This window comes from Achromobacter sp. DH1f, assembly GCF_000633435.1.
Classification (GTDB): Bacteria; Pseudomonadota; Gammaproteobacteria; order Burkholderiales; family Burkholderiaceae_B; genus Achromobacter; species Achromobacter deleyi.
Genome location: NZ_AYMF01000010.1, coordinates 107,294 through 125,348, shown reverse-complemented (window position 1 = coordinate 125,348; position 18,055 = coordinate 107,294). Strand labels below are relative to the sequence as shown.

Annotated in this window: 17 protein-coding genes; 11 read left to right on the top strand and 6 right to left on the bottom strand. The window is 68.7% G+C overall.

Going from position 1 to position 18,055, the window contains the following annotated elements; genetic code table 11:
- The first annotated feature begins 6 nt into the window (after positions 1-6).
- Positions 7-912, top strand: coding sequence for a LysR family transcriptional regulator (locus tag U858_RS0108380; protein WP_025136720.1), 906 nt, complete (start codon positions 7-9; stop codon positions 910-912).
- Between the two features lie 75 nt (positions 913-987).
- Here the strand turns inward: U858_RS0108380 and paaG are convergent, their stop codons facing one another.
- The 3 genes from paaG to U858_RS0108365 are packed head-to-tail and all read right to left on the bottom strand — an operon-like array spanning position 988 to position 4,176.
- On the bottom strand, positions 988-1,815 hold the full coding sequence (paaG, locus tag U858_RS0108375) for a 2-(1,2-epoxy-1,2-dihydrophenyl)acetyl-CoA isomerase PaaG (RefSeq protein ID WP_025136719.1): 828 nt from the start codon (positions 1,813-1,815) through the stop codon (positions 988-990).
- 26 nt (positions 1,816-1,841) lie between these two features.
- Positions 1,842-2,954, bottom strand: a complete 1,113-nt coding sequence (locus U858_RS0108370) for an acyl-CoA dehydrogenase family protein (protein ID WP_025136718.1) — start codon at positions 2,952-2,954, stop codon at positions 1,842-1,844.
- Positions 2,955-2,985: 31 nt separating this feature from the next.
- Positions 2,986-4,176, bottom strand: a complete 1,191-nt coding sequence (locus U858_RS0108365) for an acyl-CoA dehydrogenase family protein (RefSeq protein WP_025136717.1) — start codon at positions 4,174-4,176, stop codon at positions 2,986-2,988.
- Between the two features lie 218 nt (positions 4,177-4,394).
- Between U858_RS0108365 and U858_RS0108360 the strand changes: the two genes are divergently transcribed.
- From U858_RS0108360 to U858_RS0108345, 4 genes are all read left to right on the top strand, one after another.
- A complete protein-coding gene (locus tag U858_RS0108360) occupies positions 4,395-4,796 on the top strand; it encodes a Zn-ribbon domain-containing OB-fold protein (RefSeq protein WP_025136716.1) in 402 nt (133 codons plus the stop codon).
- On the top strand, positions 4,793-5,965 hold the full coding sequence (locus tag U858_RS0108355) for a thiolase (RefSeq protein ID WP_025136715.1): 1,173 nt from the start codon (positions 4,793-4,795) through the stop codon (positions 5,963-5,965). Before U858_RS0108360 ends, U858_RS0108355 begins: the two co-directional genes overlap by 4 nt.
- A 167-nt stretch (positions 5,966-6,132) precedes the next feature.
- On the top strand, positions 6,133-7,116 hold the full coding sequence (locus tag U858_RS0108350; protein ID WP_029953656.1) for a tripartite tricarboxylate transporter substrate-binding protein: 984 nt from the start codon (positions 6,133-6,135) through the stop codon (positions 7,114-7,116).
- A 34-nt stretch (positions 7,117-7,150) separates the two neighbouring features.
- The gene (locus U858_RS0108345) at positions 7,151-8,116 is read left to right on the top strand and encodes a nitronate monooxygenase family protein (protein WP_025136713.1); all 966 of its coding nucleotides are present in this window, start codon (positions 7,151-7,153) and stop codon (positions 8,114-8,116) included.
- A gap of 994 nt (positions 8,117-9,110) precedes the next feature.
- Here the strand turns inward: U858_RS0108345 and U858_RS0108340 are convergent.
- Together U858_RS0108340 and U858_RS0108335 are read right to left on the bottom strand one after the other, a co-directional pair.
- Positions 9,111-10,094 carry a tripartite tricarboxylate transporter substrate binding protein gene (locus U858_RS0108340; RefSeq protein WP_025136712.1) on the bottom strand — a complete coding sequence of 328 codons (984 nt, stop codon included), beginning with the start codon at positions 10,092-10,094 and terminating at the stop codon, positions 9,111-9,113.
- Positions 10,095-10,320: 226 nt separating this feature from the next.
- Positions 10,321-11,220 carry a LysR substrate-binding domain-containing protein gene (locus U858_RS0108335; protein ID WP_025136711.1) on the bottom strand — a complete coding sequence of 300 codons (900 nt, stop codon included), beginning with the start codon at positions 11,218-11,220 and terminating at the stop codon, positions 10,321-10,323.
- Between the two features lie 148 nt (positions 11,221-11,368).
- On the opposite strand from U858_RS0108335, the gene U858_RS0108330 reads away from it, so the two are divergent.
- From U858_RS0108330 to U858_RS0108320, 3 genes are read left to right on the top strand one after another with little or no spacing between them, the layout of a single operon-like run.
- Positions 11,369-12,283, top strand: coding sequence for an SDR family NAD(P)-dependent oxidoreductase (locus U858_RS0108330; RefSeq protein WP_025136710.1), 915 nt, complete (start codon positions 11,369-11,371; stop codon positions 12,281-12,283).
- Between the two features lie 7 nt (positions 12,284-12,290).
- Positions 12,291-13,151, top strand: a complete 861-nt coding sequence (locus U858_RS0108325; RefSeq protein WP_025136709.1) for a MaoC/PaaZ C-terminal domain-containing protein — start codon at positions 12,291-12,293, stop codon at positions 13,149-13,151.
- Entirely contained in the window at positions 13,148-14,377 is a 1,230-nt protein-coding gene (locus U858_RS0108320) for a CaiB/BaiF CoA-transferase family protein (RefSeq protein WP_025136708.1), read from the top strand. The genes U858_RS0108325 and U858_RS0108320 overlap by 4 nt, the downstream gene beginning before the upstream one ends.
- A gap of 63 nt (positions 14,378-14,440) precedes the next feature.
- Here U858_RS0108320 and U858_RS0108315 read toward each other — a convergent pair whose 3' ends face one another.
- On the bottom strand, positions 14,441-15,205 hold the full coding sequence (locus U858_RS0108315) for an IclR family transcriptional regulator (protein ID WP_025136707.1): 765 nt from the start codon (positions 15,203-15,205) through the stop codon (positions 14,441-14,443).
- 163 nt (positions 15,206-15,368) lie between these two features.
- On the opposite strand from U858_RS0108315, the gene U858_RS0108310 reads away from it, so the two are divergent.
- The 3 genes from U858_RS0108310 to U858_RS0108300 all read left to right on the top strand — a co-directional run bounded on the left by U858_RS0108310 (position 15,369) and on the right by U858_RS0108300 (position 18,054).
- Positions 15,369-16,337: a tripartite tricarboxylate transporter substrate binding protein gene (locus U858_RS0108310; RefSeq protein WP_025136706.1), complete on the top strand. Its 969-nt coding sequence runs from the start codon at positions 15,369-15,371 to the stop codon at positions 16,335-16,337.
- Between the two features lie 68 nt (positions 16,338-16,405).
- The gene (locus U858_RS0108305) at positions 16,406-17,098 is read left to right on the top strand and encodes an RraA family protein (RefSeq protein ID WP_025136705.1); all 693 of its coding nucleotides are present in this window, start codon (positions 16,406-16,408) and stop codon (positions 17,096-17,098) included.
- On the top strand, positions 17,095-18,054 hold the full coding sequence (locus U858_RS0108300; protein WP_232786516.1) for an NAD(P)-dependent oxidoreductase: 960 nt from the start codon (positions 17,095-17,097) through the stop codon (positions 18,052-18,054). Before U858_RS0108305 ends, U858_RS0108300 begins: the two co-directional genes overlap by 4 nt.
- Position 18,055: the final 1 nt, after the last annotated feature.

Sequence of the window (18,055 nt, the reverse complement as noted above, 5' to 3'; positions counted from 1 at the left end):
GGCGCCATGCACTTCGACCTTGCCGACCTACGCCTGTTCATCCACATCGCCGAGTCTCCCAGCCTGACGCAGGCCGCCAAGCGGGCGCACCTGTCGCTGGCCGCGGTCAGCGTGCGCATCAAGGCGCTGGAAAACCAGCTCAATACCCGCCTGTTGTACCGCGACAGCCGTGGCGTGGAAATCACCCCTGCCGGGCAGCGGCTGCTGCAGCACGCCCGGGTCATCATGCGCCAGGTCGACCACCTGAAGCACGATTTCCAGGAACAGGCCGACGGCGACGCGGGCCATATCCGCATTTTCGCCAACACCACCGCCGTCACCGAGTTCATGCCCGACATCCTGGCGCACTTTCTGTCGGGCCATCCGGGCGTGACGGTGGACCTGCAGGAACGCCTGACGCGCGACATCGTGCGCGGCGTGCTGGACGGCACCACCGACCTGGGCATCGTGGCCGGTCCGGTCGACGCGCCCGAACTGCAGACGATTCATTTCAGCACCGACCGCCTGGTACTGGTGGTTCCCAACGGCCACGCGCTGCAGGCGCAGGACAAGGTCAAGCTGGCCGACGCCGTGCGCTACCCGTTCATCACCATGCACGAAGGCTCGACCCTGGTGGCGTTTCTGCGCGATCAGCTGGAGCGCATTGGCCAGCGGCTGCCGCAGCGCATCCAGCTCTACAGCTTCGATTCCATCTGCCGCATGGTGCAGGCGGGCGTCGGCGTGGGCGTCATTCCCGACTCGGCCGCGCGCCGCTACGGCACGGAAATGAAGCTGCGCGTGGTGGAGCTGGACGAACCCTGGGTGGTGCGTGAACGCAAGCTGCTGGTGCGCGACATCGACGCCCTGCCCGGCTGTGCACGCGAGCTGATCGAGCAGATCCGGCAGCCGGGCGAGGCCGCACCCGCGGCCTGATCCGAAGCCAGGACTGGCTCTGGCCCCGGACGGGTTCCCGCCCCGCTGACGTCGCCCGGTGCTGCGGTGTCCGTCTCAACGCCCCTTGAAAGCCGGCACGCGTTTCTGCGCGAACGCCTGCATGCCTTCCAGGTAGTCGTCGGTGTAGCCTAGCTCGCGCTGCAGCCTGCATTCCAGGTCGAACTGCTCGGCCAGCGTATGGCCGCTGGACGCATGCAGCGCCGCCTTGGTGGCGCCGTAGGCCCGCGTCGGCCCCGCCGCCAGCGTGGCAGTCACCTCGGCCAGCGTGCCGGCCAGGGCCTCGTCCGGCACCACCCGCCAGATCAGGCCCCACGCCTCGGCCTGCCGCGCGCTGACGGCTTCGCCGAACAAGGCCGCGCCCATGGCCCGCGCCGAGCCCACCAGGCGCGGCAGGAACCACGTGCCGCCGGCATCGGGCAACAGGCCGATCTTGCTGAACGCCTGGATGAAGCGCGCAGACTCCACCGCAAACACCACGTCGCAGGCCAGCACCAGGCTGGCGCCCGCGCCGGCGGCCACGCCGTTCATCACGCACACCACCGGCACCGGCAGCGCGCGCAAGCGCATGATCAGCGGACGATACGACTTGGCCAGGATTTCGCTCAGGTCGCGCCGGCTGCCGTCTTCGGGCGGCTTGCGCTCGCCCAGGTCCTGCCCGGCGCAAAAGCCGCGGCCGGCGCCGGTGATGACCACGCCGCGCAGGCCGGCGTGCGCCTCCAGCTCGTCCAGCGCCCGCGCCAGTTCGGCGTGCATCACGGCGGTGAAGCTGTTCAGCCGTTCGGGACGGTCCAGCGTGATGACGCCCACGCCCTGGTCCAGCACGAAGCGGATCTGCGTGTAGCCGGCGCGCGACGCGCTGGCATCGGTATGGGCGGTGCGCATGTCTGCGGCTTCCGATGATGTGGGCGTCATGCCAATTCCTCCAGCACGGCCAATTGCTCGGCGCTGTCGCCCAGCAGCAGGTCCACCACCGTCAGGCGCTTGAAGTAGTCGCCTACCTCCAGCTCGTCCGTCATGCCCATGCCGCCATGCAGCTGCACCGCCATCTGCGCGACCTGCCGGCCAGCGCGCGCGGCTTCCAGCTTGGCCGAGGCCAGCATGCGGCGGCGCTGGGCGGCGTCCGGCTCGGTCAGCGCCGCCACCGCCACATAGGCCATGGACAGCGCCAGTTCCTTGGCCACCAGCATCTCGGCCAGGCGATGCTGCAACGCCTGGAACGAGGCCAACGGCTGGCCGAACTGCTGGCGCGTCTTGAGATAGTCCACGGTGATTTCCAACAGACGCTCCATGGCGCCGGCCGCGTGCGCGCACAGCGCGGCCGTGCCCCATTGCAGCGCCTCGGCCAAGGCGGCGTCGGCCTGCGCGCCTTGCGCCAGCAGGGCGTTCGCCGGCAAGGCGACGCCCGCGAAATCCAGCCGTGCGCAGCGCGCGCCGTCCAGCGTCGGCGTATCGGTGACGCGCACGCCCGCGGCGTCCGCCGGCACCGCCAGCAACACGGTCGCGCCGCTCTCGTCGCGTGCGCTGACCCACCAGGCCTGCGCGGCCGCACCGTGCCACACCAGGTGCTTGGCGCCATCCAGCCGCCAGCCCGCCCCGTTGCGCACGGCTTGGCAGACGTCGGGCCTTGCCTCATAACGCCGCCCCGGTTCCTGCCAGGCTACGCTGACCACGCATTCGCCCGAGGCAATGCCGGGCAGCCAACGCTGGCGCGCCTGCCCGCCGCAGGCCTGGATCAAGGCGGCGCCCATCACCGCGCTGGGGATGACCGGCTCGGCCACCAGGCCGCGGCCCAGTTCCACATGCACGGGCAGCAGGCTGGCGGGCACTTCGCCAAAGCCGCCCGCGTCCTGCGCAATGGTCAGGCCCAGCACGCCCACGTCGGCCAGTGCGGCCCAGGCACGGGCATCGAGCCGCCCCGCCGTTTCGCGGGCACGGCGTTGCGGCCGGGTCCATGCCTGGTCCACCAGGCGGCGCAGGCTGTCGGCCAGCATGCGCTGTTCTTCGGTATAGAGGAAATCCATGCGTCGTGTTCCTTGGGCGAATGGCGGCGGCCTACAGGCCCAGCACCAGGCGGGCGATGATGCCCTTCTGCACTTCGGTGGTGCCGCCGTAGATCGAGGTCTTGCGCATATCGGCGTAGCCGGCGCCCGAGGCGGCGGCCATCTCGGGGCCGGGTCCGTGCCAGTCGGCGTCAGCCAGCATCCAGGCCGGGTCATAGGGCCAGGCGTCGGGGCCGGCCACTTCCATCTGCAGCATCGCCAGGTCCTGCTGGATCTCGGAACCGCGTATCTTCAGCACCGACGCCTCCGGCCCCGGCGTGCCGTCGTTGCTGGCCGCCACGCGCAGCAGCAGCATCTCCAGCGCCATGATGTCGACCTCGATGCGCGAAATGCGGTCGCGCATGCGGCTGTCGGCCAGCAGCGGCCGGCCCCGCGAGGTGGCGCGGGCGGCCATGCCCTTCAGGATGTCGAGTTCGCGATGGCAATGGCCCAGGCCGGCGATGCCGGTGCGTTCGTGGCCCAGCAAGTATTTGGCGTAGGTCCAGCCGTGGTTTTCTTCGCCCACCCGGTTTTCCACCGGTACCCGCACGTTTTCCAGCCACACCTCGTTGACGTCGTGGCCGCCGTCGAGCGTGCGGATCGGGCGCACCGTGACGCCGGGTGCGCGCATGTCCAGCAGCAGCATCGAAATGCCGCGCTGGGCCCGCGCGTCGGGATCGGTGCGCACCAGGCAGAACATCCAGTCGGCGTACTGCGCCAGCGTGGTCCAGGTCTTCTGGCCGTTGACGATGTACTCGTTGCCGTCGCGCACCGCGCGGGTCTTGAGCGACGCCAGGTCCGACCCGGAGCCCGGTTCGGAATAGCCCTGGCACCACCAGTCCTGCACCCGCGCCATGCGCGGCAGAAAGCGCGCCTGCTGCGCGGCGCTGCCGTACTTCATCAATACCGGGCCGATCATCGACAGGCCGAACGGCAGCAGCCGCGGCGCGCCGGCCTTGAAGCATTCCACTTCGAAGATCAGCCGCTGCAGCGCGTTCCAGCCAGTGCCGCCGTGTTCCACGGGCCAATTGGGCGCGCCCCAGCCCTGGTCGGCCAGGAGGTTGTGCCACCGCACGTAATCGTCCCGCTCCAGCCGTTGATGGCGGCGCACCTTGTCGCGGATGTCCGCGGGCAATCGGTCGGCGGCAAACGCGCGCACCGTCTCACGAAACTGGCGCTCTTCGGGCGTCCAAGTCAGATTCATGGCCTGTCTCCTTTGACCGGTATCTAGCCATGGCCCGCCCCGCCCGGACAATCTGCGGTTGCCGAAGGGCGGCTTTTGCGGCGATGTAGGGACTCAGCCCCGCGTCGCCGCACCGCAGGCACTACGGGCCGGCAAAAGGCCTGCTTCAGCAATGAAGAATGGCACGCGCCGGCACCAGCCCCGACACTGGCGGCTCGTCAACCCGGAAACCCCATGCAATGACCGCTACCGCCCCGAACGACGCCGCCACCGGCGTCGACGCGCAGTACCGCCAGGCGCTGGACCAGGGCCGCTTCCTGATCCAGCACTGCGCCGCCTGCGACCGCGCCGTGTTCTATCCCCGCATGCTCTGCCCGCATTGCGGCGCCGACCAGCTGTCCTGGAAAACGCCCGACGGGCGCGGCACCGTCTATTCCACCACCGTGGTGCGGCGCAAGCCCGAGGCGGGCGGCGACTACAACGTGGCGCTGATCGACCTGGCCGAAGGCGTGCGCCTGATGAGCCGGGTCGACGGCATCGCGCCCGACGCCGTGCGCATCGGCATGGCGGTGCGGGCCCAGGTGGCGGTCACCGAGGGCCGCGGCCTGGTGGTCTTCGTTCCCAACAAGGAGGCGCCATGACGCTGAACGATCTGCGCGGCGCCGTCGCGGTGGCCGGCGTGGGCCATGCCGGCCTGGGCCAGGCCAACGGCTATACCGAAATGGAAATCCTGGTGCAGGCCGCGCAGCGCGCCGTCGCCGACGCCGGCCTGACGATGCAGGACATCGACGGCCTGTGCACGGCCAGCGTGGCCGCGCCGATGTGGGCGATGCCGGTGATCGAACACCTGGGCATCCGCCCGACCTTCATCGACAGCACCATGCTGGGCGGCTCCAGCTTCGTGGCCCACCTGCTGCCCGCGCTGCATGCGCTGGCCTCGGGCCAATGCAACGCGGTGCTGGTCTGCTACGGCAGCACCCAGCGCACGTCCACCCTGAGCCGCGCCGAGATCGGCCGCGTGCGCAAGCAGTTCGATCCGCAGCCCTACGAAACGCCGTACGACCCGCTCAGCCCGCTGTCGTCGTATGCGCTGGCCGCCGCGCGCCACATGCACCAGTACGGCACCCGCCGCGAAGACCTGGCCCGGGTGGCGCTGGCCGCCAACCAGTGGGCCCAGCTCAACCCCGAGGCGCAACTGCGCGAGCCGGCCACGCTGGAACAGATCCTGTCGGCGCGCATGGTGTCGGACCCCTTGAGCGTGCGCGACTGCTGCCTGGTGACCGACGGCGCCGGCGCCTATGTGCTGGTACGCGCCGAACGCGCCCGCGACCTGCCGCGCCCGCCGGTGTACGTGCTGGGCAACGCCACCGCGGTCTGGAACCGGCAGATCTCGTCCATGGAAGACCTGACGGTGACGGCGGCGGCGGAGTCCGGCCGCCGCGCCTACGCCATGGCCGGCGTGGCGCCGCGCGACATCGACGTGGTGGAGCTGTACGACGCCTTCACCATCAACACGCTGCTGTTCCTGGAAGACCTGGGCTTTTGCGCCAAGGGCGAGGCGCGCGACTTCATTGCCGACGGCGCGATCGCCCCGGGCGGACGGCTGCCGGTGAACACCAACGGCGGCGGCCTGTGCTGCGTGCATCCCGGCATGTACGGCGTCTTCATCATGATCGAGGCGGTCAGGCAGTTGCGCGGCGAAGCCGGCGCGCGCCAGGTGTCCGGCGCCGACCTGGCGCTGGTGCATGGCAACGGCGGCACGCTGTCCAGCCAGTCCACCGCCATCCTCGGCACCGCCGCCACGTTGTAGCTTCCACCACGATGTTCCCGGCAGAACCCGATATCCGCAGCGACACGATTTTTCCCCACCGTCTTTCCCAAACTCGCGGCGCCACTTATCCCCAGCCGCTGAAACAAAGGCCGGCGTAGGCGCGCACGCTTCGTTCCGCTCTGCGACCGGCCTATCCCCAAGGAGACATGAGCGTGAACATCAAGCCCCTGCTGGCCGCGGCGACCTTCGCCGCGGCCCTGGCGACCGGCGCCCCCGCCGCCGCCGACAATGCCTATCCCGACCGGCCGATCCGCCTGCTGGTGGGCTACGCCCCGGGCGGCCCGGTGGACACCACCGCGCGCGTCTTCGCCAAGTACCTGGGCGACAAGCTGGGCCAGGCCGTGGTGGTGGAAAACCGCGCGGGCGCCAGCGGCATGATCGCGTCCGACGCCACGGCCAAGGCGCCACCCGACGGCTACCTGCTGGGCTTTGCCGCCAGCCCCACGCTGACGATGTCGCCGCTGGTGCAGCGCAGTACGCTATTCGATCCGCGCAAGGACTTCTCGCTGATCGGCCTGATCGTGGACTACGCCAACGTGCTGCTGATCGGCCCGCAGGCGCCCGCCAAGAGCGTGGCCGAACTGGTGGACTACGCCCGCGCCCACCCCGACGCGGTGTCGTTCGGATCGGCAGGCATCGGGGCATCGAACCACCTGTCGGCCGAGCTGCTGAAAAAGCAGGCGGGCGTGCCGATGCTGCACGTGCCCTACCGCGGCAATTCACCGGCGATGATGGACGTGGTGAGCGGCAAGATCACGTTCATGTTCGACATCACCAGCACGGCGATCCCGTTCATCAAGAGCGGCAAGGCGCGCGCGCTGGCGGTCACGTCACGCACGCGCAACCCCGAGCTGCCGGACGTGCCGACGATGATCGAGGCGGGCATGAAAGACTACGAGGTGGTGGGCTGGTACGCGCTGGTGGCGCCGAAGAAGCTGCCGGACAACATCCGCGCCCGCCTGACCCGCGCACTGTCGGACGTATCGCAAGACCCGGCGTTTCGCCGCGCGATGACGGAAGGCGGCTACACGATCAACACGGGCGACGCCGCCGCGCTGCAAGACCGCATCGACCGCGAGTACGCGCTATGGGCGGACGTGATCCAGAGCGCGAACATCCAGGCGAACTGACCCTTTTCTGTTGAACCGCACCCGGAACCTGCCTATGAGCCGAACGCCCGCCTTGCGCACGCAAACCCGATTGCCGATCATCGGCGCCCCCATGTTCCTGGTCTCGGGCCCGGATCTGGTGGCCGCGCAATGCGGCGCCGGCATCATCGGCACGTTCCCATCGCTGAACGCCCGCCCGCAGGAGCAGCTGCACGAGTGGATCACCCGCATCGAAACCCGCCTGGCCGCGACCCGCCGCGCATCGCCAGGCACGCAGGTCGCCCCGTACGGGGTGAACCTGATCGTGCACCCCAGCAACGCCCGCTGGCAAGGCGACCTGGCAATCTGCGCGGAACGCCAGGTGCCGCTGCTGATCACATCGCTCTCCCCACCGGAAGCCGTGGTGCGCGCCGCCCACGCCTACGGCGGCCAGGTCTACCACGACGTAACAACGGTCCGCCACGCCAAGCGCGCGCTGGACGCGGGGGTAGACGGCCTGATCCTGGTAGCCGCCGGCGCAGGCGGCCACGCGGGCCAACTGAACCCGATCGCCCTGGTCAACGAAATCCGCGCGTTCTACGACGGCCCGCTGGCCCTGTCGGGCTGCATCAGCCACGGCAAGGACATCCTGGCCACCGAGGCCCTGGGCTGCGATTTCGCCTACATGGGCACCCGCTTCATCGCGACCCAAGAATCCCTGGCAAACGAAGCCTATAGGGAGATGGTGTTAGGCGCGCAAGCCGCAGACGTACTCAACACCCCCTATTTTTCCGGCGTCCCCGCCAACTACCTGACCCCCAGCATCCAGGCCGCAGGCCTGGATCCCCACCACATAAAAAGGCAAACAACACCCCCAGCCCCCAACCTGGACAAATCCACCCGCCCCACCCCCTGGAAAGACATCTGGAGCGCGGGCCAGGGCGTGGGTTCAAGCCAAGAGATCTTGGCGGTGGCAGATCTGGTTGCATTGCTGGAGGCAGAGTATCGAGAGGCAAGGAAAACATTGCTTCGTATTTCTTGAGATTGCTTGATTACTTCTTTTGTGGTTTTTGTTTTTACTTATGTGATTCTGTTTGGGTTGTGCGGTCGGTTGATCTTCGTAGGTCGCCCCTGGCGGGGGTGGCATGCGGAGTGGGCGCCCACGATTGCGGTCCGGAGCCTTCGCTCCGGACTTCCCCTTCGTCATCTTCGTCCGGGCCTACGGCCCCTCCTTCAGATTCCCTCGGGCGCATCGAGGTTGCCCACTCCGCATGCCACCCCCGCCAGGGGCTACGTGCGTCTGGGATTGATGCGCTGCTAGACCCGTGTTCAGGGAATGGAATCTACCGGGTCGCCAAGCCGCGGCCGCGCGGGCGGCCACGTTTGGCATTGCGTTGCTGGAATGTGTTGCGGCGGCGCTTCGCGCTGGTGGAGATTGGGGTTCTTTTGGTTCCTCGCGTCGGGGGGAGGGGCGGTGATGGGCGGCGCGAGCAGGCACTGGCTTGCGCATGTTGACTGTCTCGCGCGCCGCCCATCGGGCGCTGCGCACTGACGTCGAACGCCACGGCATCCGCGCCGATAGATACTGCCGCATTTGCGCCAGCACCAGGCACGCACAAAACAGGCCGCTCTAACACCACCAGCATCAACCACCAGCGTCGACCACCAGCATCGCCACCCACACGCGAGAGCGGCATCGGCGCCCGCAAGACGCCGCGTAAGTCTCGTAAGGCCGCCCGCGCGGCCGGCACGAGACGGGCACCGTCCCACCCCGCCCACCCCACTCTGACCGTGGCTACCATGCCAAGCACACCGCCCGCCCCAACGTCCGACGCGAATCTACAGTGTGAGCGCTTGGCGGTGTCGGTGTGCGGTGGGCGGGGCGTTAGATGCGCCCGAGGGAATCGGAAGGGAGCCGAAGGCGGACGACGATGACGACGGGGCAGTCCGGAGCGAAGGCTCCGGACCGCAATCGTAGCCCCGCCCACCGCACACCGACACCGCCAAGCGCGACTCAAGAACGACACCCCACCACCCTACTCAAGCCTAATATCCGCCTTCTTAATCAACTCCCGCCACTTCACAACCTCGCCCCTCACAAACTCCCCAAATTCCCCAGCACTCCCAGGCTTAGGCTCAGCCCCAGCCGCCAACATAGCCTTCGCTGTCCCCGCGTCAGACAAGACCTTCACCAAATCGGCATTCAGTTTAGAAACGATCTCCCCCGGCGTCCCCTTAGGTGCCATCAGCCCGCTCCAGGAATACGCCTCGTAGCCCGGCAACCCCGACTCTGCAATCGTCGGCACGTCCGGCAGCATGCTTGAGCGCGTCGGATTGCCGACCCCCAGCGCGCGCACCTTGCCTGTCTTCAGATGCGGCACGGCGGAGGGCCCGTCGGCGAACATCACCTGTACCTGGCCGCCCAGCAGGTCTTGCATCGCCGGGGCGCTGCCTCGGTACGGGATGTGTTGGATCTTGACGCCTGCCATCGCGTTGAACAGCTCGCCCGCCAGGTGCGTGCCGCCGCCCGTGCCCGACGAACTGAACGACAGCTTGCCGGGGTTCGCCTTCGCATAGGCGATCAGTTCGCTCACCGAATTCACCGGTAGCGATGGGTTCACCACCAGCACGATCGGGAAGACTGCCGCCATGCCGACCGGCACGAAATCGCGCGTGATGTCGTACGTCAGGTTGTCGCGCAGGCTTGGCAGCACCGCATGGTGGATCGAGGCGAAGAAGAAGTTGTAGCCGTCGGGTTCGGCCTTGGCCGCGAATTGGGCGCCTACGATGCCGCCTGCGCCCGAGCGGTTGTCCACGACCGTGGGCACCGACCAAAGGTGGCCCAGGGGTTGGGTCGTGAAGCGGGCGGTCGTATCCACCGGGCCGCCGGCGGGAAACGGCACGATGAAGGTCACGGCGTGGCCGGGCCAGGTGGCGGCTTGGGCGAACTTGGGAAGCATGGCGGTGGCGCACGCGGCGCCCAGCCCCGCGATGACGCGGCGGCGTTGAGGATCTTGCAAGGCGGTCTCCTGAGGGTCGTTCTTGTCGGTGGCCTGGCCGCAAACCGCACCTGAACCACGCGGTGCCCTGCCGCCTGCCCGCCCCGTCTTCTGCGTTGCCGCGCGTCATGCACGGCCGGGGCTTTTTTTATTATTTGCCTCCGCGCCGCTTTTGCCGCTACACATTTTCAAAAGCCCCTCTTTCGCCGGCATGCCGCGTTCGGTCAGCGGACACTATCTGTGGCGGCTACTGGCCGCGCGCCGCGCGTTGCACGTGTTCGATGAAGCACTCGGCGAAACTGGGCAGGTCGCGGCCGCGTTGGCGGCACAGCAGGCGGTCGCGCAGGGCCCAGGGGTCTTCCAGTTTCAGCACGTGCAGCGCGTCGGGGCGGCTGTAGCGCGCGGCGCAGGCGCGGGGCACCACGGCGATGCCGGCGCCGGCTTCCACCATGCGGCACACGGCCTCGAAACTGCCCACGTGCACACGTTGGCAGATGCGCTTGCCCAGGCCGCTGGCGATGTCTTCCAGGAAGGTCTGGATCGCACTGTCGGGGTGGATGCCGACGAATTGGTAGGCATCCACCAGGTCGACGAAATGGGCCGACTTCGAGGCAGCCAGCGGGTGGTCCAGCGACGTCACCACCGTCAGTTCGTCGCGGAACAGCGGCGTGACGTCCAGGCCTTCGACATCGATATTTCCAGCCACCAGGCCAAGATCGCCGGCCCCGGCGCGGATCGCGATGACGATGTCGCCCGAGATCTTTTCTTCGAGTTCCACGTCGACGTCGGGGTTTTCCGCCAGGAAGGTCGACAGTGCGTCGGCCAGGAACGAATTGGTGGCGGTCGTGTTGGCCAGCAGCCGCAGCCGGCCTTTCAGGCCGCTGGCGTAGGGCTGCAGATCGGCGTTCAGGCATTCGAGCTGGCGGAACACGGCGTTGGCGTGCTTGAGCAGCACTTCGCCCGCCGGTGTCAGGGCCACGCCGGTCGCCATGCGCACCAGCAGGCGCGCCTTGAAGGCTTCTTCCATGTGCTTGACCCGCGCGCTGGCGGCGGGTAGCGACAGGAACGTGCGTTCGGCCGCGCGCGTCAGATTCAGCGTTTCTCCCACGTTCAGGAAGAGCCGCAGGTCAGTCAGATCATGTCTCATGTTCCACCACACAGAAGGGGGGCATTTCTAATTTTGAATTCTTCGAATGCCGTCACGAACATACCATGGGGCAACCCCGTAAACCATCGGGTTTGACGCGGAACTGTTTTCCATGCGGCGTGCGCGCCGCGGCACAGGAGTAGGCCCAATGAGCGGTATTGTTTCCGGCAAGGTAGTGGTCGTGACGGGCGCGGGCGGCGGTATCGGCCGCGGCGTTGCATTGGCCATGGCGCAGGCGGGCGCCAAGGTGGTGGTCAACGATATCGGCGTGTCGCTCACCGGCGAAGGCGGCGGCGACGGCCCCGCGCACGCCGTGGTGCGCGAGATCATCGCGGCGGGCGGGCAAGCGGTGGCCAACACCGACAGCGTGGCGGCCTACGACAGCGCCAGCCGGATCGTGCAGACCGCCATCGACGCCTTCGGCCGCATCGATGCGGTGGTCAACAACGCCGGCAATCTGCGCGACCGCGTGTTCCACAAGATGAGCGAAGAAGAGTGGCGCCAGGTCATCGACGTGCACCTGAACGGTTCGTTCTTCATGAGCCGTGCGGCGGCGCCGTATTTTCGCGAACAGGAATCGGGCGCCTTCGTGCACATGACGTCCACCTCGGGACTGATCGGCAACTTCGGCCAGGCCAACTACGCGGCCGCCAAGCTGGGCATCGTGGCGTTGTCCAAGTCCATCGCGCTGGACATGGCGCGCTATCACGTGCGTTCGAACTGCATCGCGCCCTTTGCCTGGAGCCGCATGACCAGTTCCATTCCCGCCGAGACCGACGAGGAAAAGGCGCGCGTCGAGAAACTCAAGAAGATGGAAGCCGGCAAGGTCGCGCCCCTGGCCGTGTACCTGGCCAGCGATGCGGCCAGCGAAGTCACCGCGCAGATCTTCGCGGTGCGCGCCAACGAGATCATGCTGATGAGCCAGCCGCGCCCGGTGCGCAGCGTGCACCACAGCGATGGCTGGACGCCCGAAAGCATCGGCGAGATCGCCGTGCCCGCCATGCGCAAGCACTTCTACGCGTTGGAGCGTTCGCCCGACGTGATCGACTGGGACCCCATCTGAGACCGCCATGCCGCTGGACTACGCAACCGTGAAGCACTGGCGTTTCGATGACGTGCGCCAGCACTACGAAGACAAGGACACCATGCTGTATGCGCTGGGCATCGGCCTGGGGCAAGACCCCGAAGACAGCCGCCAGCTGCGCTACGTGTATGAGAAAGGCCTGCAATCCTTTCCGACCATGAGCGTGGTGCTGGGCTATCCCGGCTTCTGGATGAGCGATCCGCGCGCCGGCATCGACTGGGTGCGGCTGGTGCATGGCGAACAGCGCATGACGCTGCATGCGCCCCTGCCCACGGCCGGCACGGTCGTCGGCAAAAGCCGCATCACGCATGTGATCGACAAGGGTGCGGACAAAGGCGCCATCGTCGTCACCGAACGCACGCTGCATGACGAGGCCGGCACTCACCTGGCCACGCTGCAGCAAAGCACGTTCTGCCGTGGCGACGGCGGTTTTGGCCAGGGCGATGCCAGCCCCGAACCCTTGCCGGCCGCGCCGGCCGGCGAACCGGACCGGCGTTGCGAATTGCGCATTCCGCCGCAGGCCGCCTTGCTGTACCGGCTGAACGCGGACCGCAATCCGCTGCATGCCGATCCCGAGGTCGCGCACCAGGCCGGCTATGCGCGTCCGATCCTGCATGGCTTGTGCACCTATGGCGTGGCGGCGCACGCCATCGTCAAGACCTGGTGCGACTACGACGCCGCGCGCCTGACCCGGCTGGACGCGCGCTTCTCGGCGCCGGTCTACCCGGGCGAAACGCTGCAATGCGACATGTGGCGCCAGGCCGATGGCCAGATCCGCTTCATTGCCCGCGCGCTGGAACGCGGCACCGTCGTCCTGACCCATGGCGCCGCCGAGGTGCGGGCATGAGCCGCGCGCCCGCCCTGGACGGCATCCGCGTGCTGGACCTGTCGCGCATCCTGGCCGGCCCCTGGTGCACGCAGAACCTGGCCGACCTGGGGGCCGATGTCATCAAGATCGAACGGCCCCGCGTCGGCGACGACACCCGCGCGTGGGGGCCGCCGTTTCTCAAGGATGGCGACGGCGTCGACACCAACGAGTCCGCCTACTACCTGAGCGCCAACCGCAACAAGCGCTCGGTCGAGGCCGACATGGCCACGCCGGAAGGCGCCGCGCTGATTCGCGAGCTGGCGGCCGTCAGCGACATCCTGGTCGAGAACTTCAAGGTCGGCGGCCTGGCCAGGTATGGGCTGGACTATGCCAGCCTGCAGGCCATCAATCCGCGCCTGATCTACTGCTCGGTCACCGGCTTCGGCCAGGACGGCCCGTTCGCCCGCCGCCCCGGCTACGACTTCATGATCCAGGGCATGGGCGGACTGATGAGCATCACCGGCGAACGCGACGACCTGCCGGGCGGCGGTCCGCAAAAGGCCGGCGTGGCCGTGACCGACATCGTGACCGGCATGTACGCCACGGTGGCGATCCTGGCGGCGCTGCAAGAGCGCCACCGCAGCGGCCTGGGCCAGCACCTGGACATCGCGCTGCTGGACAGCCACGTGGCGCTGCTGGCCAACCAGAACTCGAACTACTTCAATTCCGGCGTGGCGCCCACACGGGCGGGCAACGCGCACCAGAACGTGGTGCCCTACCAGGTGTTCGCCGCCAGCGACGGCCACCTGATCGTGGCCACGGGCAATGAATCGCAGTACCGCGCGTACTGCACGGCCATCGGCGCCGCCGAGCTGGGCGACGACCCGCGCTTTGCCACCAACCGGTTGCGCGTGACCCACCGGGACACGCTGGTGGCGCTGCTCACCGAGATCATGCGGCAGGGCAAGCGCGATGACTGGATCGCCAGGCTGGAGGCCGTGGGCGTGCCCTGCGGACCGATCAACGACATTGCCCAGGCCTTTGCGCATCCGCAGGTCGCGGCGCGGCAGTTGCGGCGTGACCTGCCGCATCCGTCGGGCGGCGTGGCGCCCGTCACCGCCAGTCCGCTGCGGTTTTCGGCGTCGCCCGTGGTCTACCGGCGCGCGCCGCCGCTGCTGGGCCAGCACACCGAAGAAGTGCTGCGCGAGGTGCTGGGCAAGTCGCCCGAGGCCATTGCCGCGTTCACGAAGGGAACGGCCGGCTAAGCGCGGGCAGGCCCGCGTGCACGGTCAGGAATGGCGGTAATGCCCATCCCGAGCGGCGCGACGTCACGGATGCCACTGCGTGCGCACCGGGGCGGCGCGTTGCGCGCCGCCGCTCAAGGCATACGACAACTGGCTGGCCTTCTGGCTGACCAGCTTGGCAAAGCCTTGCAGCTTGGCGCGCGGCAGCCTGCCTGCCGGCCCCGACACGCTCAGGGCGCCCAGCAGGCGCCAGTTCGACCCGAACACCGGCGCCGAGACGCTGGCGATCTCGGCTTCACGCTCGCCGATCGAGATATAGAAGCCTTCGCGGCGGATGCGTTCGTACAGCGCGCCCGGCTCGCCTGAAAACGCCAGCAGCACGCGCCCCGGCGAGCCTTTTTCCAGCGGCAGCACCTCGCCCATGCGGATGTGGTGGCGGATCGCCTTGGGCCCTTCCACCCGCACCAGGCAGGTGCGGATATCGCCTTCGCGCACAAAGAACGACGAACTTTCACCCGTCTCGCGCGTCAACGCACGCAGGGTCGGCTCGATCTCGTTGTCCAGGTCGAACGAGGCCTGGTAGCGCGCGCCCAGCCAGCCCGTCGCCGGCCCCAGGCGCCACGCGCCGTCTTCTTCACGCTGCACCAGGTAGCGCGCCTGCGCCAGCGTGCGCGCGATGCGCAGCGTGGTGGTCTTGTGCATGCCGGCGCGGCGGCTCAGTTCGGCCAGCGACACGAACGCGTCGTCGACCTGGAAGGCCTCCAGCAGGCGCATCGCGCGCGCCACGGCAATCACGCCGTCGGCTTCGCGAACCTCGGGGACCACGGCGGGAACAGGTGTCTTCTTCATGGCGGGTGCGTTTCACGGCATGCGCCGCGTTTCATTCAGTGAAACAGCATTGTATGCAGCGAAACGTCTTTCTATAGTTCGACGGCCATCAAGCCCGCACACGACGGGCGGTGGCAACCGGCCCGCGGGGCCTGTGAACACCAGAACACTTCGGAGACAAACCATGAACGTGCTTATGCGCGCGGCCGTCCTGGCCGCCGGCCTGCTGTGGGGCGCCGCCAGCGCCGCCCAGACCTATCCCGACCGCCCGATCCGCCTGATCGTGCCCTTCCCGCCCGGCGGCGGCACCGACATCATCGCGCGCGAGTTGGGCGTGGCCCTGAACAAGACGTCGGGCTGGAGCCTGGTGGCGGAAAACCGGCCCGGCGCCGGCGGCAACCTGGGCGTGGAAACCGCCGCGCGCTCGGCGCCCGACGGCTACACCCTGGTGCTGGGCCAGACCAGCAACCTGGCCATCAACCCCACGCTGTACACCAAGCTGTCGTACGACCCGTCCAAGGACCTGGCGCCGGTCGCGCTGGTGGCCACCGCGCCGCTGGTGCTGGTGGTGGCCGCGAATTCCTCGTACCAGACGCTGGCCGACGTGGTGCGCGAGGCCAAGGCCCACCCCGGCGCGCTCAATTTCGCCTCGCCGGGCAACGGCACCGTCGCCCACCTGACCGCCGAGCTGCTGCAGCAGTCGGCCGGCATCCAGCTGCAGCACATTCCGTACAAGGGCGCCAACCAGGCGCTCAATGACCTGTTCGGCGGCCAGGTGCAGTTGTTCATGTCGTCCATTCCCACCGCACTGGGCCAGATCCGCACGGGCAAGCTGCGCGCGCTGGCGGTGACGTCGGGCAAGCGCGTGGCCGAGCTGCGGGACGTGCCCACCGTCAGCGAGGCCGGCTACAGCGGCTTTGACGCCACCACCTGGTTCGGCCTGCTGGCCCCGGCCGGCACGCCCGAACCGGTGATCCAGGCGCTGAACGCCGCCGCCAACAAGGCCATGGCCAGCGCCGAATACCAGGAAAAGATCCGCGCCGAAGGCGGCGAAGTGCTGGGCGGCACGCCGCAGGCGCTGGCCCAGCGCCTGAGCCACGACCGCGAGCTGTGGGCCGCCATCGTCAAGAAATCTGGCGCAAAGATCGACTGAAGCCCGTCGACTGAAACCCATCGATTGAACCCCGGTTCACTTTTCATCCCGACATAGGAAGCAGCATCATGAACCCGACCTCCCTGCCCGCCATTCGCCGCGACATCCAGCGCGTGCGCCCCGAGCTGGTCGAACGCGCCCGCGGATTCCAGGCCGCCATCCTGGCCGACGTGGGCGGACGCCGCGGCGCGCTGGGCGGCCGCATCGCGCCGCTGTCGCCGCGCATGCACGTGGCCGGCCCGGCCTTCACCGTCGAGCTGCGGCCCGGCGACAACCTGATGTTCCATGCCGCGCTGGCGCTGGCGCAGCCGGGCGACGTCATCGTCGTCGAAGGCAAGGGCGACCGCTCGGCCGCGCTGTGCGGCGCCATCATGGTGACGCAGGCGCGCGCCAGCGGCCTGGCCGGCTTCGTGGTCGATGCCGCCGTGCGCGATGCGGCCGAACTGGTCGAAGGCGACTTTCCCGTGTTCGCCGTGGGCACCAACCCCAACGGCCCCACCAAGGGCCTGCCGGGCCGCGTGAACTGGCCGGTGACGCTGGCCGGCGTCACCGTGAATCCGGGCGACCTGGTCGTGGGCGATGCCGACGGCGTGGTGGTCGTGCCGCGCGAAAACGCAGAAGAAATCCTGGCGCTGGCCCAGCAGAAGGTGGACGCCGAAGCGCGCCGCATCGCCGAGATCAAGGCCGGCCAACTGGGTGCGCCCTGGCTGCAGGACGCCTTGCGCGCGGCTGGCGCCCTGCGCGCGGGAGAAACGCTATGACATCCGCCGCGTCCTCGATGGATGCAATGGCCGCATCCGCCCGCCCCATCATCCTGGTCACCGGCGCCGACCTGGCGGACGAGGCCGTGAAGACACTGGACGGCTATGCGCTGGTCTACGCCGGTGCGCGGCCCACGGAACAGGACCTCTTGGCGCTGGTGCGCCAGCACGATCCGGTGGCGCTCATCGTGCGCTACGGCCGCATCAGCGCCGCCGTCATCGAGGCCGCGCGCTCGCTGCGCGTGATTTCCAAGCACGGCAGCGGCATCGACACCATCGACAGCGCGGCGGCCGCTGCGCGCGGCATTGCCGTCAAGGCGGCGGCCGGCGCCAATGCCGCCGCGGTGGCCGAACACGCCATCGCGCTGCTGCTGGCCTGCGCCAAGTCCATCGTGCCGCTGGACGCCCGCATGCACGCCGGCCACTGGGACAAGGCCACGCACAAGAGCATCGAACTGGCCGGCCGCACGCTGGGGCTGGTGGGCCTGGGCGCGATCGGCCGGCGCGTGGCGACGGTCGCGCACGCGCTGGACATGCGGGTGATCGGCCACGACCCTTACGCCGAGAACCTGCCGCCATGGATCGAACCGGTGGACTTGCCGCGGTTATGGGCCGAGTCGGACGCGATCTCGCTGCATTGCCCGCTGACCGACGCCAATCGCGGCCTCATCAGCGCGGCCACGCTGGCGCAGTGCCGCGACGGCCTGCTGCTGGTCAACACCGCGCGCGGCGGGCTGGTGAACGAAGAGGATCTGCTGGCCGCGGTGCGCAGCGGCAAGGTGGCCTGCGCCGGGCTGGACAGCTTCCAGCAGGAACCACCGCCCGTGCCGCATCCCTTTCACGGCCAGCCCGGCCTGCTGTTGAGTCCGCATGTGGGCGGTGTCACGCGCGATGCCTACGTGAAGATGGGCGTGGGCGCGGCGCGCAATGTGCTGCAGGTGCTACAGGCCGCCTGAC